Source organism: Mongoliitalea sp. (genome assembly GCF_054166905.1).
The window spans coordinates 1-22,881 of sequence record NZ_JBSZCK010000011.1 but is presented as its reverse complement, the minus strand read 5'-3'; the positions used below and the strand labels follow the sequence as shown (position 1 = coordinate 22,881).

General features: G+C 38.9%; 23 protein-coding genes. 5 read left to right on the top strand and 18 right to left on the bottom strand.

The genetic code is table 11. The annotated features are described in order from the left end of the window. Window positions 1-24: 24 nt before the first annotated feature. On the top strand, window positions 25-1,125 hold the full coding sequence (locus ACXIUD_RS02355; protein WP_458051006.1) for an o-succinylbenzoate synthase: 1,101 nt from the start codon (window positions 25-27) through the stop codon (window positions 1,123-1,125). A gap of 60 nt (window positions 1,126-1,185) precedes the next feature. Here ACXIUD_RS02355 and ACXIUD_RS02350 read toward each other — a convergent pair whose 3' ends face one another. The 9 genes from ACXIUD_RS02350 to mbhE all read right to left on the bottom strand — a co-directional run bounded on the left by ACXIUD_RS02350 (window position 1,186) and on the right by mbhE (window position 8,378). After that, on the bottom strand, window positions 1,186-1,377 hold the full coding sequence (locus tag ACXIUD_RS02350; RefSeq protein ID WP_458051005.1) for a cold-shock protein: 192 nt from the start codon (window positions 1,375-1,377) through the stop codon (window positions 1,186-1,188). Window positions 1,378-1,533: 156 nt separating this feature from the next. After that, on the bottom strand, window positions 1,534-2,631 hold the full coding sequence (locus ACXIUD_RS02345; protein WP_458051004.1) for a lactonase family protein: 1,098 nt from the start codon (window positions 2,629-2,631) through the stop codon (window positions 1,534-1,536). Between the two features lie 25 nt (window positions 2,632-2,656). Beyond that, complete coding sequence (gene mnhG / locus ACXIUD_RS02340) at window positions 2,657-3,052, bottom strand: monovalent cation/H(+) antiporter subunit G (RefSeq protein WP_458051003.1); 396 nt, start codon at window positions 3,050-3,052, stop codon at window positions 2,657-2,659. After that, the gene (locus ACXIUD_RS02335) at window positions 3,049-3,321 is read right to left on the bottom strand and encodes a cation:proton antiporter (RefSeq protein ID WP_189579108.1); all 273 of its coding nucleotides are present in this window, start codon (window positions 3,319-3,321) and stop codon (window positions 3,049-3,051) included. Before ACXIUD_RS02335 ends, mnhG begins: the two co-directional genes overlap by 4 nt. Beyond that, a complete protein-coding gene (locus ACXIUD_RS02330; protein ID WP_458051002.1) occupies window positions 3,318-3,794 on the bottom strand; it encodes a Na+/H+ antiporter subunit E in 477 nt (158 codons plus the stop codon). Before ACXIUD_RS02330 ends, ACXIUD_RS02335 begins: the two co-directional genes overlap by 4 nt. A 7-nt stretch (window positions 3,795-3,801) precedes the next feature. Continuing rightward, window positions 3,802-5,307: a proton-conducting transporter transmembrane domain-containing protein gene (locus ACXIUD_RS02325; protein WP_458051001.1), complete on the bottom strand. Its 1,506-nt coding sequence runs from the start codon at window positions 5,305-5,307 to the stop codon at window positions 3,802-3,804. Next, entirely contained in the window at window positions 5,304-5,657 is a 354-nt protein-coding gene (locus ACXIUD_RS02320) for a Na+/H+ antiporter subunit C (RefSeq protein WP_458051000.1), read from the bottom strand. The genes ACXIUD_RS02325 and ACXIUD_RS02320 overlap by 4 nt, the downstream gene beginning before the upstream one ends. 1 nt (window position 5,658) lies before the next feature. After that, entirely contained in the window at window positions 5,659-6,069 is a 411-nt protein-coding gene (locus ACXIUD_RS02315; protein WP_458050999.1) for a Na+/H+ antiporter subunit B, read from the bottom strand. Then, complete coding sequence (mbhE, locus tag ACXIUD_RS02310; RefSeq protein WP_458050998.1) at window positions 6,066-8,378, bottom strand: hydrogen gas-evolving membrane-bound hydrogenase subunit E; 2,313 nt, start codon at window positions 8,376-8,378, stop codon at window positions 6,066-6,068. Before mbhE ends, ACXIUD_RS02315 begins: the two co-directional genes overlap by 4 nt. Before the next feature lie 268 nt (window positions 8,379-8,646). Here mbhE and ACXIUD_RS02305 point away from each other — a divergent pair, with 268 nt between their 5' ends. Next, window positions 8,647-11,202: a phosphoenolpyruvate carboxylase gene (locus ACXIUD_RS02305; RefSeq protein WP_458050997.1), complete on the top strand. Its 2,556-nt coding sequence runs from the start codon at window positions 8,647-8,649 to the stop codon at window positions 11,200-11,202. A gap of 74 nt (window positions 11,203-11,276) precedes the next feature. On the opposite strand, the gene ACXIUD_RS02300 is transcribed toward ACXIUD_RS02305, so the two are convergent. Genes ACXIUD_RS02300 through ACXIUD_RS02285 form a run of 4 tightly spaced genes read right to left on the bottom strand, consistent with a single transcriptional unit; the run spans window position 11,277 to window position 13,525 of the window. Next, window positions 11,277-11,654 carry a CBS domain-containing protein gene (locus ACXIUD_RS02300; protein WP_458050996.1) on the bottom strand — a complete coding sequence of 126 codons (378 nt, stop codon included), beginning with the start codon at window positions 11,652-11,654 and terminating at the stop codon, window positions 11,277-11,279. A gap of 3 nt (window positions 11,655-11,657) precedes the next feature. After that, window positions 11,658-12,005, bottom strand: a complete 348-nt coding sequence (locus ACXIUD_RS02295; protein WP_458050995.1) for a P-II family nitrogen regulator — start codon at window positions 12,003-12,005, stop codon at window positions 11,658-11,660. Next, window positions 11,995-12,780, bottom strand: coding sequence for a DUF1538 domain-containing protein (locus ACXIUD_RS02290; RefSeq protein ID WP_458050994.1), 786 nt, complete (start codon window positions 12,778-12,780; stop codon window positions 11,995-11,997). The genes ACXIUD_RS02295 and ACXIUD_RS02290 overlap by 11 nt, the downstream gene beginning before the upstream one ends. A 1-nt stretch (window position 12,781) precedes the next feature. Beyond that, the gene (locus ACXIUD_RS02285) at window positions 12,782-13,525 is read right to left on the bottom strand and encodes a DUF1538 family protein (RefSeq protein WP_458050993.1); all 744 of its coding nucleotides are present in this window, start codon (window positions 13,523-13,525) and stop codon (window positions 12,782-12,784) included. Between the two features lie 156 nt (window positions 13,526-13,681). On the opposite strand from ACXIUD_RS02285, the gene ACXIUD_RS02280 reads away from it, so the two are divergent. After that, window positions 13,682-14,437 carry a potassium channel family protein gene (locus tag ACXIUD_RS02280; protein ID WP_458050992.1) on the top strand — a complete coding sequence of 252 codons (756 nt, stop codon included), beginning with the start codon at window positions 13,682-13,684 and terminating at the stop codon, window positions 14,435-14,437. On the opposite strand, the gene ACXIUD_RS02275 is transcribed toward ACXIUD_RS02280, so the two are convergent. From ACXIUD_RS02275 to ACXIUD_RS02265, 3 genes are all read right to left on the bottom strand, one after another. Continuing rightward, window positions 14,434-16,038, bottom strand: coding sequence for an ATP-binding protein (locus tag ACXIUD_RS02275; protein WP_458050991.1), 1,605 nt, complete (start codon window positions 16,036-16,038; stop codon window positions 14,434-14,436). The two genes, ACXIUD_RS02280 and ACXIUD_RS02275, sit on opposite strands and share 4 nt — an antisense overlap. Before the next feature lie 3 nt (window positions 16,039-16,041). After that, window positions 16,042-16,440: a hypothetical protein gene (locus ACXIUD_RS02270; protein WP_458050990.1), complete on the bottom strand. Its 399-nt coding sequence runs from the start codon at window positions 16,438-16,440 to the stop codon at window positions 16,042-16,044. Window positions 16,441-16,565: 125 nt separating this feature from the next. Beyond that, window positions 16,566-16,976 carry an OsmC family protein gene (locus ACXIUD_RS02265; protein ID WP_458050989.1) on the bottom strand — a complete coding sequence of 137 codons (411 nt, stop codon included), beginning with the start codon at window positions 16,974-16,976 and terminating at the stop codon, window positions 16,566-16,568. A 66-nt stretch (window positions 16,977-17,042) separates the two neighbouring features. Between ACXIUD_RS02265 and ACXIUD_RS02260 the strand changes: the two genes are divergently transcribed. Further along, window positions 17,043-17,498, top strand: a complete 456-nt coding sequence (locus tag ACXIUD_RS02260; protein ID WP_458050988.1) for a GNAT family N-acetyltransferase — start codon at window positions 17,043-17,045, stop codon at window positions 17,496-17,498. 38 nt (window positions 17,499-17,536) lie between these two features. On the opposite strand, the gene ACXIUD_RS02255 is transcribed toward ACXIUD_RS02260, so the two are convergent. Continuing rightward, window positions 17,537-20,020 carry a DPP IV N-terminal domain-containing protein gene (locus ACXIUD_RS02255; RefSeq protein WP_458050987.1) on the bottom strand — a complete coding sequence of 828 codons (2,484 nt, stop codon included), beginning with the start codon at window positions 20,018-20,020 and terminating at the stop codon, window positions 17,537-17,539. Between the two features lie 229 nt (window positions 20,021-20,249). Between ACXIUD_RS02255 and ACXIUD_RS02250 the strand changes: the two genes are divergently transcribed. Further along, window positions 20,250-21,734 (top strand): S10 family peptidase, encoded by a 1,485-nt coding sequence (locus ACXIUD_RS02250; RefSeq protein WP_458050986.1) that lies wholly within the window; start codon window positions 20,250-20,252, stop codon window positions 21,732-21,734. A 90-nt stretch (window positions 21,735-21,824) separates the two neighbouring features. On the opposite strand, the gene ACXIUD_RS02245 is transcribed toward ACXIUD_RS02250, so the two are convergent. Further along, window positions 21,825-22,460: an HAD family hydrolase gene (locus ACXIUD_RS02245; RefSeq protein ID WP_458050985.1), complete on the bottom strand. Its 636-nt coding sequence runs from the start codon at window positions 22,458-22,460 to the stop codon at window positions 21,825-21,827. Window positions 22,461-22,881 lie beyond the last annotated feature (421 nt).

Here is a 22,881-nt window from a genome sequence, read left to right as displayed (position 1 = left end):
ATTTAGAACGCAAATATAAAACGAATGTCTTCAATTCATGCAATTCGATTTTCATACGTTCCTCATCAGCTAAAGTTTAATTTTGATGCAGGTACTTCTCGTGGGGTGTTACGAGAAAAAACAACCTATTTCATTCAAGCATGTACCTCTGAGAACTCGACTGTTGGGTGGGGTGAAGCTGCTCCCTTGGTTAAATTAAGTATAGATGATAGACCTGATTTTGAACAATATCTTCAAAGTTATTGTGAAGAGCTAGTTTTTGAATATGATTCAAAAGAAAAGTTGGATAGCAATGAAATTTTTCAATGGTGTGCAGATGTCATTTCCAATGATTTTCCTAGCATACGATTTGCCTTTGAATCCGCAATCTTAGACTTTTTCAATGGAGGTCAGCGCATGATTTTTGATACCGACTTCTTTCACAAGGAGCAAGCAATTCCCATCAATGGCTTGATTTGGATGGGTGATAAGGAATTTATGTTGGATCAGATCAACGAAAAATTAGCCAAAGGCTTTTCTTGTATAAAAATGAAGATTGGTGCAATAGATTTTGATCAAGAATGTAGGCTACTGGAGTATATTCGATCCAAATTTTCAGCAGCAACAATAACCCTCCGAGTTGATGCCAATGGTGCTTTTCATCCTTCCGAGGCTCTAGAAAAGTTAAAACGACTTGCAGCATTTGATTTGCATTCCATTGAGCAACCTATAGCGGTCAAGCAGTGGAAAGAAATGGCCGAGCTTTGTCAAGTTACTCCTCTACCGATTGCCCTAGATGAAGAGTTGATTGGTGTTTATGGTTTTGAAAACAGAAAACAATTATTGAAAAGAATTCAGCCGCAATACATTATTTTAAAACCAACCTTATTGGGTGGTTTACGAGATACGCAAGAGTGGATACAGGTAGCAGAAGCTCAGAATATCGCTTGGTGGATGACTTCGGCCTTGGAAAGTAATGTTGGTCTAAATGCGATCGCTCAATTTACCTCGACCTATAAAGATTTATCGCATCAGGGACTCGGTACCGGACAATTATTCATCAATAACATTGATTCTCCTTTGCTTGTGGAAAATGGCTTAATAGCTTATAAAAAGGATAAAAAATGGGGGAAGATGCCATCATAAAAAAAAGCCCCATTTTCATGGGGCTTCTTACTAGATGTCAATGTTGTATATAGAGGTAGATTAAACTACTTTTACATTCACTGCATTTAGGCCTTTTCTTCCTTCTTTAAGGTCGAAAGTAACATCATCATCTTCTCTGATTTCGTCAATCAGACCTGTAACGTGAACGAAATACTCTTTAGATGATTCGCTGTCTACGATAAAACCGAATCCTTTAGATTCATTAAAAAATTTTACTTTTCCTGTGTTCATGATAAATTGTAATTATATTTTATTATGATCCAAAGGTAAGCATAGTTTCTCAGGTTCAAAGCTTTTTTAAAATTATTTTTTGGGAATTGTTCGAATCACCTTAAAAATATTTTAAATTCTACTTCATCTCGTTGAAAAATTAAAAAATTATTCTGACTATCCATCTAAGGAAAACAAATAAACGGGCTTATTTGATTTTATTTCCATACTTGTTTTGGTGAGCTTCCCTGTTTTTATATTTCGTTCAAAAACTTGTATGTCACCTGAATCTTGATGTGCTACTAAAAGGTAATTTCCATCTTTAGTAAGCGTAAAATTTCTAGGAGTGATTCCTCCGGTAGAAACCCGTTCGACAAACGTTAATGTTCCATCATTTTGTATGTGAAAAGACGTCAGTTCATTTGCATCTCCTCTATTGGAGACATAGAGATATTGAGCATCAGGAGACATCCGGACCTCGGCAGCACTAATTGCTCCTACAAAAGTAGAAGCTGTAAGTGGGTAGGATTCTAGATGACTTAATCTGCCATTTTGAAACTCATAAACGCCTATTTCTGCACTCAATTCATGTACGAGGTACATATATTTCCCATTAGGATGCATGATCAGATGCCTAGGGCCAACACCAGCCTCAACTTCAAAATAAGCTTGAGTAGATGGTTGAAAAGGAATAGCATAATCCGGTCTATAGTTATACACAAATACCTTATCAGCCCCAAGATCAGCAACAAATAAAAATTTTCCATTAGGATGGAAAAACATACTATGCACATGGCTTTGATTTTGCCTAGCGGAATTGATGCTACTGCCTTCATGTTGCACTGTTTGCACATGAGTTAATTTGCCTTCATCAACTTTATATGTTGAAAAGTTTCCTCCCGAATAATTCCCCACGACCAAAAAGTTTTCATCAGGACTAAGAGATGCGTAGCATGGATGGGCACCAAAAGTCGCTTGCTCATCTATAAATGTCAGTGTATTGGTAGCTCTGTCAAATGCGTATGATTTGATTTTTCCTTCATTCGTTTCTTCTACAGCAAAGACTAAATCCTGCGCACGGTTAGCGATTACAAAAGATGGATTTTCTAAGTCTATTTCAAGCGGATTTAGCCCCAAAATCCCTTCTTCAAAATTAAAGGATAAAAAACTTATTCCTTTGGCAATACCATCAGTATAGGATCCAACCAAAAAAGAGTAGGTTGGCTTTAAGGTCCCTTCTTGTGGTGTTTCATCGCATGATGATAAACAGCTCATAATCATTAGTAATATAGAAATCCACTTAACTTGTTGCTTCATCTTTTTTGTCAGGTGATTTGGATGGGATTTCGCTTCTGAGTTCATGAGATTCATAATCATAGTGGCCTGCTAATTCATCGATTTTTGTTTTCTCCCAGGTAGGTGTTTTGGTGAAATATGCTGCTCTAGCCAACATGTGTCCACCGATCGAAATTGTCAAAAAGACAAAAATGATGGTGGCTGTAATCCGAGTTCCCACAGAAACTTCATTAAAGAACAAGCCCGAAGAAAGGAGAAGCAGTCCTATTCCAAGCGTAGATGCTTTACCTGTTATATTGATGCGAAGGTATACATCCGGTTTTCTTAAAATCCCGATAGAGGAAGATAGGATAAACAGGGCGCCCAAAAAGCTCAATACCATGATGATGTATTCTTTCATTTTCGTTGTCTTTGTTCGATGTAATAAGCATATGCAGCCGTACTCAAAAATGCGATGAGTGAAAATAGCATGGCAATATCCAAAAAGGTACTTTGGTTGAATACCACACTATATACCGCAATAATTCCGATTGAAATCAAAATCAGCATATCCAGTGCAATCACCCTATCTGCTAAACTAGGGCCTTTGATAAATCGGATAAATACCAGAATTACCGAAATTCCCAACATGGGGATAATAATCATATAGTAAAACTCGCTCAGACTCATCGAATGATTTTTAATAGCTTGTTTTCAAACTTGGTTTGAATCTCTTGGATAAAACTTTCCTTGTCTTTCAAATGCATCACATGGATGAACATTACTTTTTTATCATCTGAAACATCAATCACAACAGTACCTGGAGTCAGTGCCACAATATTTGCCAGCAAACTGATTTCTCCATCTGTTTGGACTTTTAATGGATATTTGATAATAGCCGGTTCCAATTGATCTTGGAAGATGGATTCCTTAACCGTCATAAAGTTAGCTTTGATGATTTCCCACAAAAGTGTACCTATGAATCCAATTAAAGTTGGAACAATGTAGAAGTACTTCCTATCAGCTTTGCCCGTAGTCACAATCCATAGCACACCAAAGCCGAGGAAAAATCCGAAAAGCAGGTTTTCCTCGGTCAACACTCCCGTTGCTAACACCCAAATAAGGGTCAACATCAAATTACTTAAAAACAGGGATTTTGTCATAGTTTCGTTAGTTTATGCCCAAAATACTGTTGATATATGCTGAAGGATCCATAAGCTCAGCGGCAATTCTACTTGACAAGGAAATGATATTTTCCGCTGCAAGACCAATATACAGAGAAACGATGGAAAGGAAGATGATTGGGACCAAGATTCCCCATTTTTCTTTGTTTGAAAATTCACTCCATGATTTCCCGGAGGACGAAGTAGTAGGTCTATCTTTCCAAAAACTCTCAGCCCAAACTTTAGCAATGACCCATAAGGTCATAAAGCTCCCAAAGATAATGGCAGCTACCAACAGAAATTCCCTTGTTTCAAAACTTGCCTGTATCAAGTATAATTTTGCCCAAAATCCTGATAATGGTGGAATACCTACCAATGAAAATAGCGGTATAGCAAAAAGCAATGAAAGCATAGGGTACTTGGCATATAAGCCGCCCTGATCCTTAATAAATGGACTTCCACTAAGTTTATTCATCAGGCCAGCTACGATAAATAGATTGGTTTTGACTACAATATCATGGATCAAGTAGAAAATAGTTCCAACCAAGGCTAATTCGGTAAAAATTCCCAAGCCAGCAAATAGAAAACCGATATGACAGATAATGAGGTAGCCAAAGATCTTCCCTAAATGCTGTTGTCTGATGGCTCCCAATCCCCCTGATATGATCGTCAAGGCTGCCAAACCGGATAAGGTAATGCTCATGAAGGTGTCACCAATGAAAACCATGGTAAACATACGGACCATGGCATATACACCAACTTTTGTCAATAAGCCAGCAAATATGGCTGAAATAGCAGCCGGTGGGGTGTGATAAGAGGCAGGTAGCCAAAAGTACATCGGGAAAAGAGCTGATTTAATACCAAAAGCTACCAAAAATAATCCTGCAGTCATATTGACCAATCCACGGTTTTCAACATCGCCGATTTTTATGGCTATATCTGCTAAGTTTAAACTTCCAGTCAATCCATACACCAAAGCAATTCCAATGAGGAAAAAGGTGGAAGCTAGCAGATTGAGAGAAACATATTTCAAAGCACCTTCCAACTGTGACTTCTTTCCTCCAAGAGTCAGCAACACAAAAGAAGAAATGATCACCACTTCAAACCATACATACAGATTGAAAATATCAGCTGTTAGGAATGCACCTTGTAATCCCATGATCAAGAAATGAAGGATAGGAAAGTAGCCAAACTTAATTCGCTCTTCCCGCATACTCACAGATGAGAAAATTGAAACTGCCAACAAGGAAATTGATGATAACAGCCCTAGCGTGCTTCCTAACGTATCAGCAATAAAACTGATACCAAATGGAGCATTCCAGTTTCCGGCTTGCGTGACCTGAAAGCCTTCATGCCAAACCAAGCGAAATAGCCAAATACTGATTCCAAGTCCAACTAAAGAGAAAAGCATGCTGAGGACTTTTTGAAGCCGTGGCTGAAACCAACAGAACATCAGAATCACAGCAGCTGCCATGTGAAAAACGATGGGTAAGATGATATATGGATTGCTCATAGCTCTTCGTCTGTAGAATTTAATTCGTCCAAATCATCTGTTTCCAATACATTGTATACACGCTTGATTAGGATAATGGCAAATGACTGCAAACCAAAACCGATGACAATTGCTGTCAAGACCAATGCCTGCGGTAAAGGATCTGCATAAGCATCTACAAAAACTTTCAAACCTTCGTCAATTACTGGCGGCTTCCCTTTGACCAAGCGGCCGATCAAGAATATCAATAAATTGGCGCCATTTCCCAATAAAATCAAACCGATGATCATCTTAAACATACTACGGCGAAGGAGCATATATAAACCTCCGGCATGTAACAATCCAATGATAAAAACTAACAGTATTTCCATATCAAACAGTTTCGGCTATAGTAAACATAATGATGAGCGTGGAACCTACGACCACGAGATATACTCCTATATCGAAAAACAAGGCAGAACCTACCATTCCCACAAACTTGAAGGGTTCCTCAAACCATAGTCCAGTCATTAAAGGTAAATTAACTATCCAAGGTGAAAGTGCTGCCAAAATGCAAATGCTTAGTCCTATTGGCATCAAAAAACCAGGATTGATTCTAATGATGTTGCGCGTCTCTTTCAATCCAAATGCAAAGGAATGAATCAGAAAAGCAACTCCTGCCATCAGTCCACCCACAAATCCACCTCCAGGGAGGTAATGCCCTCTTAGCAGGATAAAGATGGAAAACAGTAATAATAATGGCAGTAAATAAATGGATGCCGTTCGAAAGATGAGTGATTTCATTGCTCTTTAGAAGGGTTCAAGTTTAACTTTATTAAGCTGAATACACCAATCGCGGCGATGATGAGTACAGTAGTTTCTACAAGGGTATCCATACCTCTATAATCCACCAAGATCACATTCACTACATTTCGACCTTTGGCTAAGAGATAAGCATTGTCTGCGTAATACTTGGATATATCTGTAACTGACGGTTCCTCAAATACCTCTAATGTCAATATTGCGATTAACAACCCAAATAAAACTGAAAGTACGGCATCCCTTACCCGGATTTTAGTGCTGGAAAAGATTTTGTTTTTAGGAAGTTTAAATAACACCAACATAAACAATAAGACTGTCAGTGTATCGATAGAAAACTGCGTCATAGCTAAATCAGGCGCAGAATAGAAAAGGAAAAATAAACAGTTTGCAAATCCAATCACTCCCAAGGCTACAATGGAAGCTGTTCTGGATGTTGATATGATCGCAAAAATGATAGAAATAACCATCAGGGTAACAACTATCACTTCGGAAGGGGTAATCACAGTCAATTGCTCCCAATCCAAATAAATGCTGACACCTTCATAGAATCGGTAACCCATAATGACTGTTAAGAATGCTAAAATACTAAGCACATAGTTTCTTAGGTAACCATTTTGTACAGCTCTTGTCCAAACTCCAGCAAAATGATAAAAGGCCGAGGCGAATCCTTCCAATAAGTATTGGGGAGATAACTTTTCAAATTTGAGTGTGCGTTCAAATTTAGCTTCGGAAGGTTTCCATTTGAAATAAATAGCCGTTCCGATTATCAATGTCAAGATACTCAATATTAAAACAACATTGAAGCCATGCCACAGTGCCAAATAAATGGAAGTATCCAATCCGGATATACTGGCAAAGACAGGCTGAATTAAGCTTTGCTCAATTAGGCTAGGGAAAATCCCAAACAAAAGGGAACCAACACCTAAAAGGAGTGGTGGAACCCATAAAATAGCTGAAGGTTTTTTGGTCGCTTTCAATGCGGTGGGTAGTTCACCTGTAAAAGGACTGATACCGGCCCAAAAACCTGCTACTAGCAAGAAAATCTTGGTCAACACGATGGCTGCTGTTAAAAGAATGCCGATTTCTGCGTATTTAAAGGTAGCCTCATACATGATTTCCTTGCTCAAAAAACCCAAAAACAATGGAAAACCGGCACTTGAAAGGGCGGCAATAAAACCTGCAATGGCAACTGGTTTCATGACATGTTGCAAACCTTTCAATTGGCTGACATCCCGACTGCCTGTTTGATGGTCTATGATGCCAGTAATCAGGAAAAGTGCGGCTTTGTACAAAGCATGCGTCAAAATAAAGATCCCAACAGCAAGCAGCGCTTTTTCTGTACCTACACCAAGCAAAAACACCAAAATCCCCAAGGCTGAAATTGTGGAATATGCTAAAATTCCTTTTAAATCCACTCTAAATAATGAATGAACCGCAGCATAAATCATAGTAATACCACCAATAATCATCAGCGTATTGTTCCAAGCAGGTGTGCCTCCCAATAAAGGAGTCATTTTTGCCAATAAGAAAATTCCGGCTTTTACCATTGTCGCTGAATGCAGGTAAGTACTCACGGGCGTGGGAGCCTTCATGGCACCTGGCAACCAAAAATGAAATGGGAACTGCGCCGACTTAGTAAAAGAACCAATAAATACAAATACGAGTATCCAAGAATAGGAGGAGGAAGAAAGGATCGTTGTTCGTTGGTTAAGGAGTTCTGTGAAGCTGTAGGTTCCACCAATACTATACAATAAGATAATCCCTCCCAATAATACCAAACCACCTAAACCTGTGATGGAAAGCGCTGTAAGGGCTGATTTTCTGGATTTTGGATCATCGTTATTAAAGCCAATCAAAAAGAAAGAACTGATACTGGTGAGTTCCCAGAAAATAAATAAAGCCAATAAGTTATCTGAAAGCACTACTCCAAGCATGGAAGCCATAAACATGGACAAATACCCATAGAAGCGGTCTATGTATGCATGACCTTTGAGGTAATAGGTTGAGTAGAAAAAGACCAAGGTGCCTATACCCGTAATCAACAAAGCAAAAAGCAAGGACAAACCATTCAATTCAAAGACCAAATTCAAGCCCAAACTTGGCACCCAGTTGTAGGTCCATATTAATGACTTCCCCCCACTTACAGCACCAATTTGGCTACAAAAGAAGATGAAGAGTGTCAGCGGTAAAGCAGTGAAAACCCATGGTAATAAAGTCTGTTTGGAAATCGACCCAATGGGCCGTGTAAGCGCTGCAAATAAAAAGCCTGACAATACAATTAAAAGCATCATGGAGTATTGAATTAGATGGCAAAATACAAAATATCTTTATTTATTTGGTACAAGGGTAGCCAAACAGCCTATGATTTCTTATTTCCCAAATTAGAGGGAGATGGTAAATACAATACTTGTTAAGTTTGTGATTGTATTTGTAATCAGACAAGTATCGGTTGCAAAAATTGTAAATTAATATATGGTTTATTGCCAAATATATTTTTTTCGCTTAGGTTGGTTAAAATCTGTATATTTGACATGATAAAAACAACACTCAAACCTAACCATGCTTAAAAACAACTATCAAACAGAAGTATCTAAGCGATTCACTATCTACAACAGTTTATTTTTGGATTTACCTTTTCAAGGTATCCACCATACAGGGACTTTATTGCCAATATTAGCTAATAAATGCCAGGAAGGATTTCAAGCGAATAAAACACCCAAAGAGATCATCAACGGTTTTTTTGATGAACTAATGGCAAATGATTCTACGGAAGAAAGAAATGCATTTTTATTTAAAATGGTGCAGTATGTGGAGCGACAGGTAGTTTTATTTGACTCGATAGAGGATGCTGCTTTTGATAAAATCCATGACTTGAAGGGCAAGGGGAGTGTTCAGGCTCTCGTAGCACGGGTAGATAATGACCGTAAGCGTGAAGCTTTGATCGAAAAATTGAAAAACTTCTCCGTTAGATTGACGCTTACTGCCCATCCTACGCAGTTTTATCCAGGAAATGTACTGGGGATTATTACTGACTTGGAAGAGGCAATTAAAACCAATGATTTGGGAAATATTAATCTTCTATTGCAACAATTAGGAAAGACTCCCTTTATCAACAAAGAAAAGCCAACTCCTTTGGATGAAGCCGTCAGCTTAATCTGGTTTTTGGTGAACGTGTTTTATATTTCTATTCCTGACATCTTGGTTCGCTTACTACGCATGTTGGATATTCCTTTGCATGAATGGGAAAACCCAGGCTTGCTAAAAGTAGGATTTTGGCCGGGAGGTGACCGAGATGGCAATCCATTTGTCACACATGATACGACTATTCAAGTGGCAGAAAAGCTTCAGAAGTGGATTTTAAGATGCTACTATCGAGATGTAAGGAAAATAAGAAAGCGCTTGACCTTCAAAAATGTAGAGCCTATCATGCTGAAGGTAGAAAATGGGCTTTTCAATTCTTTATTTGATAATCAAAACTACTACCAGAGTAAAGATGAACTGTTAACGGATCTATTGGAAGCTAGAGAGGCTTTGCTGAGTCAGCATGATGGGTTGTTTTTAGATCAGTTGGATGAGTTTATTCTAAAAATAAGGATTTTTGGATTCCACTTTGCCAACATGGATGTGCGTCAGGACAGTCGGAAGCATGATGCCCTATGGGAAGAGATTATAGAAGAAACGGCAGGAGCAGAGGCTTTGGCTGAATTTTTGGCGAAAACAGAAGCGGAGAAAATCGCTTATATTCTAAATTTTGAGCCGGAGCTTTCTACGGTAGGATTTAAAGAGCCTTTCCATAAAGAAATGTTGAAGAGCTTTGATGCCATTCAATATGTGCAGCAATCCAATGGAGAAGATGGTTTACATCGCTACATCATTTCGAATTGTCAATCTGCGCTGCATGTATTGGAAGTCTTTCAGCTGGCTCGCTTGTCTTGGGGAGGAGACACAAAGGCACTTCCATTGGATATTGTACCTTTGTTTGAAACCATTGATGATTTGGCCCAAGCTCCTCAGATTATGGAGCAATTGTATCAAAACCCGATTTATCAAGCTCATTTAAATGTTCGTAATCAAAAGCAGACCATCATGTTGGGTTTCTCCGATGGAACCAAAGATGGAGGTTATATACGCGCCAATTGGTCCATTTTGAGGGCCAAAGAAGAGTTGAGTAAAGTTTCTAAGAACTATGGTATTAAAGTAGTCTTTTTCGATGGGAGGGGAGGACCTCCGGCTAGAGGTGGTGGCAATATGCACAACTTTTATGCATCCCATGGACAGCAGGTGGAAAATGCAGAAATACAGGTCACGATTCAGGGACAAACCATATCCGCCAATTATGGTAAACCTGTTTCTTGTAGCTACAATTTCGAACAATTGCTTTGTGCGGGAATAGAAAATGAATTGTATCCATCCTCTGATAAAAATCTTAATCCTTATCAGCGTGCCTTGATCGATCAAATGGCTACAGTGTCTTATCAGTTTTACAAGGATTTTAAGGCCCATCCTGCCTTTTTATCTTACCTGGAGCATGTTACCCCATTAAAATATTTTGGTAAAGTTAATATAGGCTCAAGACCGCTGAAAAGAGGCAAAGATTCAGGCTTGAAGTTTGAGGATTTGCGTGCCATTCCTTTTGTGGGCTCTTGGGCCCAGATGAAGCAAAATATCCCCGGATTCTTTGGAGTAGGGGCTGCTTTGGGGCAGTTGAAAAAGGAGGGGAAATTTGAAGCGGCTAAGCAATTGTACAATGATTCTTTATTTTTCAGATCCTTATTGGGTAATTCCATGCAGTCTTTGGCCAAGTCTTTCTTTCAAGGTACCGCATATCTAAAAGACAATCCATCTTATGCTGACCTGTGGAATCTGATGTTTGAAGAATATCAGCGTACAGTGGAGCTCTTGTTGGAAATTTCAGGCATGGATTCTTTACTGCAGGATAATCCAACTTCCAAGCAATCCATTGCCATCCGTGAAAAAATTGTCCTGCCTTTGATTACCATTCAGCAATATGCCATCCAAAGCATGCTGGAAAGGGGAGAGGATGATCCTTCTCTTCAAAAATTGATATTAAGGACCATGTTCGGAATTATCAATGCTGCGAGGAATGCTGCATAAATAGATAAACCGTCTTTTGAGGGATAATAAATAATTGATTCCTTCAAAAGACTGTTTTTTATTGTAAAGTTTGATTAAAGTAATGACTGATAGTTCACTAAACCTATAAGTTTTCCATTTTCTTCAACTGGAGCGGTTTGGATACCTGCTCGCTTGAAAAACCTTGGAATATAACGCACATTCATAGTCGAGGAAATGCTAATGACGGGTTTACTCATGATTTCATAAACATTTGTTTCTTTCAGATCCAATTCTTTCATAAGTACTTTTGTTACCACATCTTTACTTGTAAGTATTCCAAATGCATCTTGCTCATTTCTTTTAGATATGATCAAAACCTCGATTTGGTTTTTCTTTAGTAATTCGACTGCTTCATAAACTGTCGCAAGTCCGTCGATGAATACAATTGAGGCATTCATGATGTCTTTGGCTGTTTGGTTAGTATGTCCCATATGCTAGAGGTAACTATTTTTTAGGTTTTCTTTGAATTGTTCCATTTGACTTTCTAATCCTACTACTTTTTCTACATTTAGAGCAAAGGCTATTCCGTGCCCCGGTTCATCTAATTTACCTTCCTTTTTTATAGCTTTCAGAATACCATCTGTGGCATGTTCTTCTACCAAAAACATCAAAACCTCTGTTTGGTCCATGATAGCTAAACCAAAAAAGGACTTGGATTCTTTAGATCCGCTGCCTCGGCCAGTTAGGGAGACATCACCCGTAGCTCCGGCTTTTCTCGCCGCTTCTGCTACTTTTTGAGAAAATTCAGGCTTGATCAAAGCCATAATGACTTTAAACTTCATGTTTTTTAGTTTTTAACAATTGAACAAACTGTAATAATTGTGCATAAGCCAATACGGCAATGATTGGAAAAAGACTTGCAAATGCTATCAAACCAAACCCGTCGATAGCAGGGTTTCTTCCAGGAACTACACTCGCTAGGCCAATACCCAAGGCGGCTACTATGGGAACAGTGACAGTAGAGGTAGTCACACCACCTGAATCATACGCGAGTGCAATAATAGATTTAGGTGCGAAGATGGTTTGTATCATAACGATAACATAACCAATGATGATGAAAATATAAAGGGGAATCCCAACCACAATACGAATAGTGCCCAATGTCAAGGCTAAGGCAACTCCAATGGCCACCACAATTCTGAGCCCCCAAGTACTGATAGTACCACCAGATGCGGAGTTAGCTTTGATCGCAACAGCAATAAGTGAAGGTTCGGCTATGGTGGTAGCGAAGCCGATGCAAGCCGCAAAGATATACACCCAATAAAAAGCTGTCCAACTATCCAAATTGACTCCAAATCGAGTAATAAATTCTTTATCAGAAAGTTGTATGGCCATCATCTCGCCTAGAGGGAATAAGGCTTTTTCCAATCCTAACAAAAAGAACGTAAGACCTATGATTACCATGAATAGTCCTGCCACCACTTTCCTAAAATCTTCTAAAGGTCTACGAAGAATTAGGTATTGAAAAATTGCAAATAGAGAAACCACGGGAGTAACATCCAACAGGGTGGTCCACAAAACTTGAAAAAAGTTAACGGAAAAATCGAAAACACCCATGCTACAAAATAATTAGTCCATAAATCATCACAAAAATCATCGGCATCATTACAGCGATTGCGATCAATCCAAACCCATCAGTCAATGGATTTCTCCCTTTGATACTGGATGCCAATCCAACTCCTAGAGCAGTGACCAAGGGTACTGTAATCGTAGAAGTTGCGACTCCTCCGGTATCATAGGCAATTCCAATAATTTCTTCAGGGGCGATAAAGGTTAAGCCAACAACTGCCGCATAGCCACTGATGATAATGTATTGCAATGGCCATCCTTTGAAAATCCTAAGTACTCCAATCAAGATAGCAAAACCAACAGATGCAGCCACAGAAAAACGTAACCCTCTGGCAAAGGAATCAAGCGCAGCATCTTCTGTACCAATGAATCCTGCCACGGATGACACTCTTGCGGCTTCTTTTGAAACGGCAATTAAAGCTGGTTCCGCAATAGTTGTAGAAAACCCCAAGGTAAAGGCAAACAAAATAATCAGGAACACATTTCCTTTATTGGTTAGTGCAAATGCCATGGAATTGCCCAAGGGAAATAAAGCCCATTCCAAACCCTCCATAAAGAGTATCAATCCAATCCATACCAGTAAACTTCCAAAAATTAAATCCTGATAATTTGGTAAAGGTTTTTGAAGAATTATAAATTGAAAAAACAAGATAACCACAATGATTGGCAAGAGGTCAATCAAAGCCGAGTAAAACTTTAAGAAAATATACCGGATAATTTTAGGCCAATTCAAAATAGAGATTTGGAAAATACATGGTGATGATTCAAAAATATAGAATTTGAATTTAAATCTTATGATTTATCCCGGCTTTTATTCTGCTCAAGATTTTTGTTCATCGTTGAAAAGATTTAAAGTGTATGAGGACTTTTTTGAGTTAGTCTCGCCGAATTGTCGATTATTCAATTATTTGATACCTTAGAGCAATCGCATACATTTCATGTCATCTGTAATCCAACTATCATGAGTCCTGTTCCAGCTTATTTAAAGAAAGTAAAACAATATTGGACTTCCGATAACAGCTTCATTTCACTCATGCTGATGCTGTTATTCATCGTGTTTATTTTGCCGATCATTGTGTCCCGTGAGAGTGATACGGATATGCTGCAAAATATATTTTTAGTGGTACTGTTTATTGTTGGTGTATTTTCCGCTAAAGAAAAAGTTCATTTTTGGCTTTCTATCGTATTGGTCAGTATTCATGTATTTTTAAGAATTATCAGGTTTACAGATAATCCTTTTCAATTTTTAGAATTGGAACGTGCAGTCATTATACTCAATTTAGGTATTTTTATTTTGATCAATTTCAAATTGCTTTTTAGAGATCAGGAAGCCAATGTGTATCGAATTGTGGGTGCTGTAAATGTGTACTTATCCGTTGCCTTGATGGCTACTTTTGCTTTCGAATTGGTTCATTTGCACTTCGGGACCTCCATAGCTGGTAATTTGGAATTGAGAGGGGATGACTCTGATTTTGCAGAGTTTATGTATTTCAGCTTAGTGAGTATCAGTACTGTAGGCTTCGGAGACGTGCATCCAGATAATATACAGGCAAAAATGATTTCTTCTTTTGTGTCTGTTTTTGGAATATTGTACCCTGCCATAGTTATAGCAAAATTGGTCAGCATCAGCACGAAGAGAGATTAAGTATGAAATGGGAGGGTAATAGAAACTTTGGTTCCTTTGTTTTCCTCGGATATCAGATGAATTTCACCATTCACATGGGATAAAAAGTCCTTACACAGGATCAAACCTAATCCACTACTGACTTCTCCGGCAGTTCCAGGCCTGCTGTTATAGGAATCAATTTTAAAAATAGTCCGTACCATTTCTTCATCCATTCCTATTCCCTCATCCATAATTGAAAGCGTCACCTCTTCCTCTTCTTTTTCCACATGAATTTGAATAGCACCGCTTTTATTCGAAAATTTAATGGCATTCGATAAGACATTTCGGATGACCGTGTTGAGAATATCTTTATCACTGATAAGCTCCAGTGATTCGGGCAAATCGTTGTGGACTTTTAACTCTTTTAGGATAAGATTTTCTTCAAAAAGGTTGAGGTTTTCCTGAATGATTGCCGCAAGATTTACTTTCTGAAGCTTCACATGAAGTTTTCCCTGCTGTGACTTGGCCCATTCCACGAGATTCATCAATAAATCAGATGCACGCTGAGCGGCAGTGGTGACAGCAGAAGTCATGATTATTGTATTTTCAACCTGACCATTTTTTAAGTTTTCATTGATCAAATTCAGGGATGTGGCCACTGCCTTGATAGGTCCCTTCAGGTCATGGGCAAGTATGGCAAAAAAACGATCTTTTTCAGCATTCGTCTGCTCGAGTTCTTGGTTTTGTTGAGAAATAATTTGGTTTTTTTTGCTTAATGCAGATAAAAGTTCCCGCTGTTTATTGTTATTTCTGGAAAGGGAATAGATGAATATGGATGTAAAAAGAACTACTATGCCTATACTCATTAAAATTAATCGTAATTGCTCCTGCTTCACCTGAAGTTCTCGTTCACTTTCCTGGAATTCATACTGGAACTTCAAGGTTTTCAATTGGGTGAGTAAGTCTTTTTCCCCATATTCCTGTATCAATGGAACCTGCTTCAATAGATAGGTATAGGCATTTTCAAAATCTCCCAAATAAGCATAATTGCCTTGAATCGTATTGTTAGCCATGAATTCGTACACGGGTATATCTTGTGCCTGAGCAATTTCTAAAGCTTTTTTGGCTAATTCTATGGCCTGTTCAGGCTTATCCAAGTAGCCAATGGAATAGAGTCGGGACCAATTGAGGTAAATGAGGGGTAAATCCTCATAGACCTTTTCCCGCTCAATGATTTGCTCGGTTTCTTCAAATAAAATGACTGCTTTTTCATATTGTTTGGTTGTCACCAAATAACTCCCTTCGATGATATTGGTAGAGGTAATCAGGTCAAATCGATTCGATTGGAGTGCTTGCAGCTTACTTTCCTGAATGGAACTGAGCAGCGAATCATCTTTGATTTTTAAATCAGGTGACAATTCCAATTTAGCAAGGTAAGAAAGTTCGGGGTTAGAAGTGATGAGATTTCCGAAAAGGCTTCCTTCCGCGATGTACCACATTTCAAGTAAAGTGGCGGCAATTCTATTGTGAATCCTTGCCAACATGACAGGGTCCGGATGTTTCTTGAAATAACCCAGGGATTGTTGAAGGTATTCCATAGCGAGCTCGTAGTTTTTGCTTGCTCGGAAAGTCTCTCCCATGGTTCACTTTATTTTGGCCACATCTTCCGGAGAATTCAGAAGCTCAAACAACTGCAAGGCCTGCCCAAGGTTTTCGATTCCGCTGATATAGTCTCCTTTTTTATGGAAGCTGACTCCATAGTCTTCATAGGCTTTCGCAAGCTTTTTTCTGTCCTGCAAAGAATCCGCTAAAAAAACGCCATAAGCTGAAATAGCATTACTAACAGTAGCACTCAATTCCTGCGAAGCTGCTTCTAATACCTGATCAAATCGTTTTTCTACATCTTTTTCGGCGTAAAAACGTGATTTAAGCGAGTCAGGTAAGTCAGATTGCTTCGCTTGGGCATTGGATATATTGATTAAAAATAAACAACAGCAGATGATTGAAAAATAAACTAGAACTCTTAAAAACGTACGCAGCATAAAGGAGGAATTTAACTGTAATCCCCACCTAAATTCGATAAAAAATATGTATTCGCAAGCTATTCGGGTTAAAAAAATGAGGCTGTCTCAAAAGCAGTCTTTCTAAGTGACAGCCTCTCGTTCATTTAGTTCAATTCATAGCTTACAGAGATTTCTGTATTCAATGCCTTGGAAATAGGGCAATTCAACTCGGCATCTTTTACCAATTCGGCAAACTTATCATCTGAAATGGATGGTACCTGTGCTTTTAAAGCAATTGCAGAGGATTTCACAGTTCCATCTTCAAAAGTGATGGTGCACTCAGCATGCAACTCTTCTGGTGTAAATCCTGCTCCAGATAGATTGAAGCTCAATTTCATTGCAAAACAGCCAGCATGTGCCGCAGCTATCAATTCCTCTGGATTGGTTCCTATACCGTCTTCAAAACGTGAACTGAATGAATATTGTGTTTGGCTTAGTACGCCAGTTTGAGTGGTTAAGTGCCCTTTACCTTCTTTACCTGTGCCGTTCCACACAGCGGTTGCTTTTCTTTTCATTTGGTTTTAGTAGTTAGTTTATGGAAAATAATTTTAATATGGAACAATAGATGATTATCTTGAAAGATGGATTCCAACGATCATCAACTTATTCCTTTGAACCCTCAAGACAGTGAAAAAGTTCTTTCCTTACTTGCGGAAGTATTCGAAAAAGAGCAAGCGATTCCAGTAGAATATTTGCCAGTTCCATTTCCTGTTCAAAAAGGGTATGGATTGTGGATAGGGCCTCAGCTTGTTGGAGTTGCCATTATTTGGTTTGATGGTGCCATATGGCATTGGGGAAGATTTGCAGTCCACCCACAACTTAGGGGAATGGGATGGGGGAAAAAGTTGGCTTATTTTTCTTTACAAAGCTTTTTTCAGGAAGTTTCTGAAGAATTGATGATCGAGGCGAGGGATGTGACGGTTAATTTATTCCTTGGATTGGGAGCCAGAGTTGTCGGAGAACCCTATGATATTTTTGGAAAAGTTACACCCATGAAATTAAGCCCAAGTGATTTTAATATAAATAACCCTCACTAACGGGTGTCAGTGAGGGTTGGTATGAGTGTTTAAAACGTTTATTTCGTTTGTGCTTTCTCCCGTTGGACTTCCATCATATCCACGGGAGGAGGGGTATTGTCACCCAATAAATGCTGTACAAAATAATCACCCATTCTCCAGAAGAAGTATTCGGTCATATTTCCAAACCCATGTCTTTGCCCTGGGAGAATGATGAAATCAAATCGTTTGTTTGCCTTAATTAAAGCATCTGCCATACGGATCGTATGTGCGGGATGCACATTATTATCTACATCACCTGTCACCAATAATAAACGACCTTTAAGATTTTTCGCCAAATCAGGGTTTTTCTCAATTTGGTAGATAAAGGTCGTATCACCTTTTGGTGTAATGACTTCTTTGACACCATGATGCTTCTCAGACCACCAACGGTTATAAATGTTGTTTTCATGGTTACCTGCTGAGGAAACCGCCACTTTGAAGAAGTCAGGGTAAACCAACATGGCAGCAGTAGACATAAAGCCTCCTCCAGAGTGTCCATGAATACCTACACGGGATTTGTCAATGAAGCTATGACGATCAGCTAATTGCTCCACAGTCACTTTTTTGTCGGCCAAGCCATAATCTCTCAAATTGCCATAACCATAATTATGATACCATTTCGATCGGGCGGGGTGTCCACCTCTATTGCCTATGGTAACAACAATAAACCCAAATTGAGCCAAACGGTCCACTCTATCCATTCCTCTGCCAAAAGACTTATTCACCGCTTCAGTTTGTGGTCCCGGATATACGTATTCGATTATAGGGTATTTTTTAGTTGAGTCAAAGTCAAAAGGCTTGTACATGACACCATATAAATCGGTGATTCCATCGTCGGCTTTTACCTTAAATGGCTCAGGGAATTGGTAGCCAGCAGCAAATAAGTTGCTAAGATCAGCCTCTTCCAAATCCATCACTTTTCTGCCATTGGCATCGTACAATGCAGAAGCAGGGATGGTATTGACTCTTGAATAATTGTTGACAAAGAACGTCGCCCGATCATTCATAGAAACGGAATGGTTGAAATCGCCTGGATTTAATAAGGTGATTGGTCCTCCATTTAGGCTTACTTTATACAAATGCTCATAATAAGGATCCTCGCCGGCTTCTTTGCCATTTGCCGTAAAGTACAAGATGCGGCTACGTTCGTCTACACGTACAATCGATTCACTATGGAATGGACCTGAGGTCAACTGTCTTTTGAATGTACCATCTGTGCCATATAAGTAAAAATGAGCCCAGCCATCTCTTTCAGACCAATGGATGATTTCTCTACCATTGTTGATGATCTCAGGCTTATTGATGTCAATGTAGGTATTGCTACGCTCTTCGATGATGACTTCTTTTTTACCTTCCTTGATGTTCCAACGAGCGATATCAATTCTTTTAAGATCTCTGGAGGTGATGGAAAAATAGAAAAAGTTGGGATCGCCTAACCATTTTACAGGTTTGAAATCGTCGTCTCTGGAAGATGCTGGCAAACTTTCAGACCAAAGGCCAATCGTTTGATCCTTGAAGGTAGCTACATCCAATTTGCTCATTTCTTTGGTATCAAAAGAGTAGTGATACAGTTCAGCAGTGGGTTGCTCTTTTTCTCCTGGCATGGCATACTTATAGGTCTCCAAGGTAGGTCTTGGATTACGGGTATTATGGAGCACCCATAAATCTTTCACATGACGGGCATCACTTCGGGTTAATACAAATTGCTTGGAGTCTGCTGACCACAATACACCAGCTCTTTTGCGGTTATCTTTGTTTTTTTCTTCTTCCACATTATCCTCACCACGACCCCAGCCACCATAGCTGTAATCTTTTTCTCCATCAGTAGTCAATTGATGTTCTACGATGGTGCTATCTTTTTCATCTTTGACGGCTTTTAGGAAGTTTTCCTTATCCATCCAAAATAGGTTTTCATGCTTGCTGAATACCACTTTTGAAGAGTCAGGAGAAATATTTGCCCAAGCTAAACGCTTTGCTTCTTCTTCTGGATCTGCAATCTCAGTCAATGTCTGATTGTTGATGTTGTAACGAAAGACAAAGGTTTTCTTTTCTATGGAGTCACGGGCATTCCTGTTTTTGGCCTTGATTTCTTCCCAATCTTTTTTCACCACATCTTGGGTACTTTTAATTTTAAACTCAATGGTATTTTCATCTTCCAAAAATTTCAGGTTTGTAATTCCCAAGTTTTGCCCATCAAAAGGATCTTTGACCACCTTGGTAATTTCGGCTGCTAATCGGTCATTGTCAAATAATGGGCTTTTGGTACGGTTCGCTGGATTGACGATGTACCATTTCTTACCATTGGAGGTCTCATACATATACCAAAAGCGATCCGATTTCTTCAACCAGTGTGCATCCACATCGGTGGTAAAAATCATCTTTCTCAACTTTTCGGGAGAAAATTTAGAGGCGAGTTCATAGTTGCCTTTGGTATGCATGTCTTGGGCATGTATAAAACCAGCCCAGCATAACAAGAGGAGGAGTACGTAAACTTTTTTCATAGGATTGTTTATTCTATTTTGAAAACTAGTGTAATTCATTGGCTGTACCTAGTTGAATTCATCTAATGACGGAGCTTTCTCCATTAGTGGTCAATCTTTGGTATGAAAGTGTTGGCATTCCATTGTTTGGCATCTAGCTCCACTCATCCACCATAAAAATGATTCACATAAATAATCGTATGCACTATTGGAATTTGATGTATTTTAGAAATCGTAAACAGCAAACCCTATGAAAAAATCATTACTGTCATTCGCCATGCTTTTTCTTTGCTTGGCTTGGACTTTCGCACAGGAAAAAAGAGAAGTAAAAATTGAATCTTCTTCTGTGACCAATGGAGAAGTCACTGTCAAAGGCAAGCGTGTGCCTTACAAAGCTACTGCCGGAACTATGCCGGTGTGGGGAGAAGATGGTGAACCTATTGCCACCCTTTTCTATACTTATTATGAACGTACCGATGTAAGTGACAAAAATAAAAGACCCCTGGTATTTTCTTTCAATGGAGGCCCAGGTTCTGGGTCTTTATGGATGCACTTAGCCTATACAGGGCCATATGTACTAAACATTGATGACGAGGGATATCCTTTGCAACCTTACGGGGTGAAGCAGAACCCTCATACAATCCTAGATGTGGCAGACATTGTATATGTTGACCCGGTGAATACAGGGTATTCCCGAATTGTCAATAAAGATGTACCTAGAAGTACCTTCTTTGGAATCAACTCTGATGTAAAATACTTATCTGATTGGGTGAAAACCTTTGTTACCAGACAAAATAGATGGGCCTCACCTAAGTATCTGATAGGGGAGAGTTATGGTACTACTAGAGTATCTGGGATGGCATACGAGTTACAAAATGCGCATTGGATGTACTTGAATGGTGTGATTTTAGTATCTCCAACAGGCTTGGGTTTGGATCGATCTGGACCTGTAGCAAAAGCAAATTACTTACCTTATTATGCAGCTACTGCATGGTATCACAAAGTGTTACCAGCTGATTTGCAAGCCAAGGATTTATATGAAATTCTTCCTGAAGTGGAAAAATATACCCTGGATGTGGTACTTCCTGCCATCGCAAGAGGAGGGGCTTTGGATCCTGCCGAGCGCAAGTCCATTGCCAAAAAGATGGCATATTACTCTGGAATCAAAGAGGAAGTCTTTTTACAGCACGCATTGGCTGTGCCTACCAGTTTCTTCTGGAAAGAATTGATGCGGGACAAAGGGTTGACAGTAGGCCGATTGGATAGCCGCTACAGAGGAATCGATCAGACTGACGCAGGTGATCGTTATGATTATGATCCTGCCTTGACAGCTTGGAATCATGCATTTTCTCCAGCGATGAATTATTATGCAAAGAATATCTTGAAGTACAACACGGACTTGACTTACAACTTATTTGGTCCTGTCAACCCTTGGGATAGAAGTAATGACAATACAGGAAATCAACTCGCACAGGCCATGTTGCAAAACCCATACTTACATGTAATGACCCAATCGGGTTATTACGATGGTGGGACAGACTATTTCAACGCTAAATATAATATGTGGCAAATGGATCCTGCGGGGAAAATCCAAGATAGAATGTCTTTCAAAGGCTATAGAAGTGGTCACATGATGTACCTGAGAGCAGAAGACCTGGCTAACTCCAATGAGGATGTACGCCAGTTTATCCTAGATACCATGGTGGCGCCAGATAAACCAGCTAAGTATTGGTAAGAAAAAAAATCCCTGCTCCTATCAAGCAGGGATTTTTGTTTTATAAGAACCAATCAATCGGATATATAACGATTGAGGGTGGGGAATATTTTAGGAAATCTTATTTTTAAAAAAGTCTTCAATAGTAAAGGATTTAGATATCAATTGGGTTTTAATACCAATTGATTCAGCCCCTTTTAAATTTGCTTCTAAATCATCGAAGAATAAAACTCGCTCAGGATTAATAGCTATTTTTTCAATTACCACTTGATAGATGGCGGGATTAGGTTTGGCCAATCCCATTTCATGACTCAAAAAAATGTGGTCGCATAAATTGAAAATGGAAGATTCATTGGTTTGTTCCTTAATCATTGTTTCAAAGGCATCAATATGAAGGCTATTTGTATTACTTAAAATAGCTGTGCCAAAATATTCTTTAAGATTTTTTAATAAATCGATCCTAGTTTGTGGAATAACTCGCAACAAAGAGTTCCATACATGGTCGATATCCTGGTCAGATATATCCAAATCAAAGTGCTTTCTTATTTCATCTCTAAACTCCTGAGTATTGATAAGACCCTTTTCATAATTTTTATGGAACTCTGAAGGAAAAAATAGAGATGTAAGCTCAAACTTTTGCTCAGGTAATATTTTTTTCAACTCATTGATACTGAAATCATAGTCGATATCTATAATTACATTTCCTAAGTCAAAGATTAAAAAATCAATATTTTCTAAATTTTTCATGATTTGCTCTTTTGTAATATTGAGTTCAAATATGTAACATTGCAGTCCCAAAGGCAAGTTAAACATTAACGAATGTTTTTTACTGCTCATGGAAAACTTGAGTAGCCTATTAATTTCGTAATTCAATTAGTTAAAGTTTCTGACTCTCTCAAAGCCACTGGTTAGGAGGTCGCTAAAACTAGAAAATAAGAATAATTGGACTCCCAAATAACTGGTAATCAGTTGGTTGGAGCTTAAGACTCTCCCGAAGCCTCTGGTCAGAAGGGCGCTAAAACTAGAAAGTACTAATATTTGGGCTCCCGAAATAATCGGGACTCAGTTGGTTAGAGCTTCTGACTCTCCCGAAGTATCGGGACAGGAGGTCGCTGAAACTAGAAAGTAATAATATTTGGGCTCCCGAAATAATCGGGACTCAGTTGGT

Coding starts and splice junctions, on each gene's coding strand:
- ACXIUD_RS02355 (WP_458051006.1), top strand. CDS start 25: ATGTCTTCAATTCATGCAATTCGATTTTCATACGTTCCTCATCAGCTA.
- ACXIUD_RS02350 (WP_458051005.1), bottom strand. CDS start 1,377: ATGAACACAGGAAAAGTAAAATTTTTTAATGAATCTAAAGGATTCGGT.
- ACXIUD_RS02345 (WP_458051004.1), bottom strand. CDS start 2,631: ATGAGCTGTTTATCATCATGCGATGAAACACCACAAGAAGGGACCTTA.
- mnhG (WP_458051003.1), bottom strand. CDS start 3,052: ATGAAAGAATACATCATCATGGTATTGAGCTTTTTGGGCGCCCTGTTT.
- ACXIUD_RS02335 (WP_189579108.1), bottom strand. CDS start 3,321: ATGAGTCTGAGCGAGTTTTACTATATGATTATTATCCCCATGTTGGGA.
- ACXIUD_RS02330 (WP_458051002.1), bottom strand. CDS start 3,794: ATGACAAAATCCCTGTTTTTAAGTAATTTGATGTTGACCCTTATTTGG.
- ACXIUD_RS02325 (WP_458051001.1), bottom strand. CDS start 5,307: ATGAGCAATCCATATATCATCTTACCCATCGTTTTTCACATGGCAGCT.
- ACXIUD_RS02320 (WP_458051000.1), bottom strand. CDS start 5,657: ATGGAAATACTGTTAGTTTTTATCATTGGATTGTTACATGCCGGAGGT.
- ACXIUD_RS02315 (WP_458050999.1), bottom strand. CDS start 6,069: ATGAAATCACTCATCTTTCGAACGGCATCCATTTATTTACTGCCATTA.
- mbhE (WP_458050998.1), bottom strand. CDS start 8,378: ATGATGCTTTTAATTGTATTGTCAGGCTTTTTATTTGCAGCGCTTACA.
- ACXIUD_RS02305 (WP_458050997.1), top strand. CDS start 8,647: ATGCTTAAAAACAACTATCAAACAGAAGTATCTAAGCGATTCACTATC.
- ACXIUD_RS02300 (WP_458050996.1), bottom strand. CDS start 11,654: ATGGGACATACTAACCAAACAGCCAAAGACATCATGAATGCCTCAATT.
- ACXIUD_RS02295 (WP_458050995.1), bottom strand. CDS start 12,005: ATGAAGTTTAAAGTCATTATGGCTTTGATCAAGCCTGAATTTTCTCAA.
- ACXIUD_RS02290 (WP_458050994.1), bottom strand. CDS start 12,780: ATGGGTGTTTTCGATTTTTCCGTTAACTTTTTTCAAGTTTTGTGGACC.
- ACXIUD_RS02275 (WP_458050991.1), bottom strand. CDS start 16,038: ATGGGAGAGACTTTCCGAGCAAGCAAAAACTACGAGCTCGCTATGGAA.
- ACXIUD_RS02270 (WP_458050990.1), bottom strand. CDS start 16,440: ATGCTGCGTACGTTTTTAAGAGTTCTAGTTTATTTTTCAATCATCTGC.
- ACXIUD_RS02265 (WP_458050989.1), bottom strand. CDS start 16,976: ATGAAAAGAAAAGCAACCGCTGTGTGGAACGGCACAGGTAAAGAAGGT.
- ACXIUD_RS02260 (WP_458050988.1), top strand. CDS start 17,043: ATGGATTCCAACGATCATCAACTTATTCCTTTGAACCCTCAAGACAGT.
- ACXIUD_RS02255 (WP_458050987.1), bottom strand. CDS start 20,020: ATGAAAAAAGTTTACGTACTCCTCCTCTTGTTATGCTGGGCTGGTTTT.
- ACXIUD_RS02250 (WP_458050986.1), top strand. CDS start 20,250: ATGAAAAAATCATTACTGTCATTCGCCATGCTTTTTCTTTGCTTGGCT.
- ACXIUD_RS02245 (WP_458050985.1), bottom strand. CDS start 22,460: ATGAAAAATTTAGAAAATATTGATTTTTTAATCTTTGACTTAGGAAAT.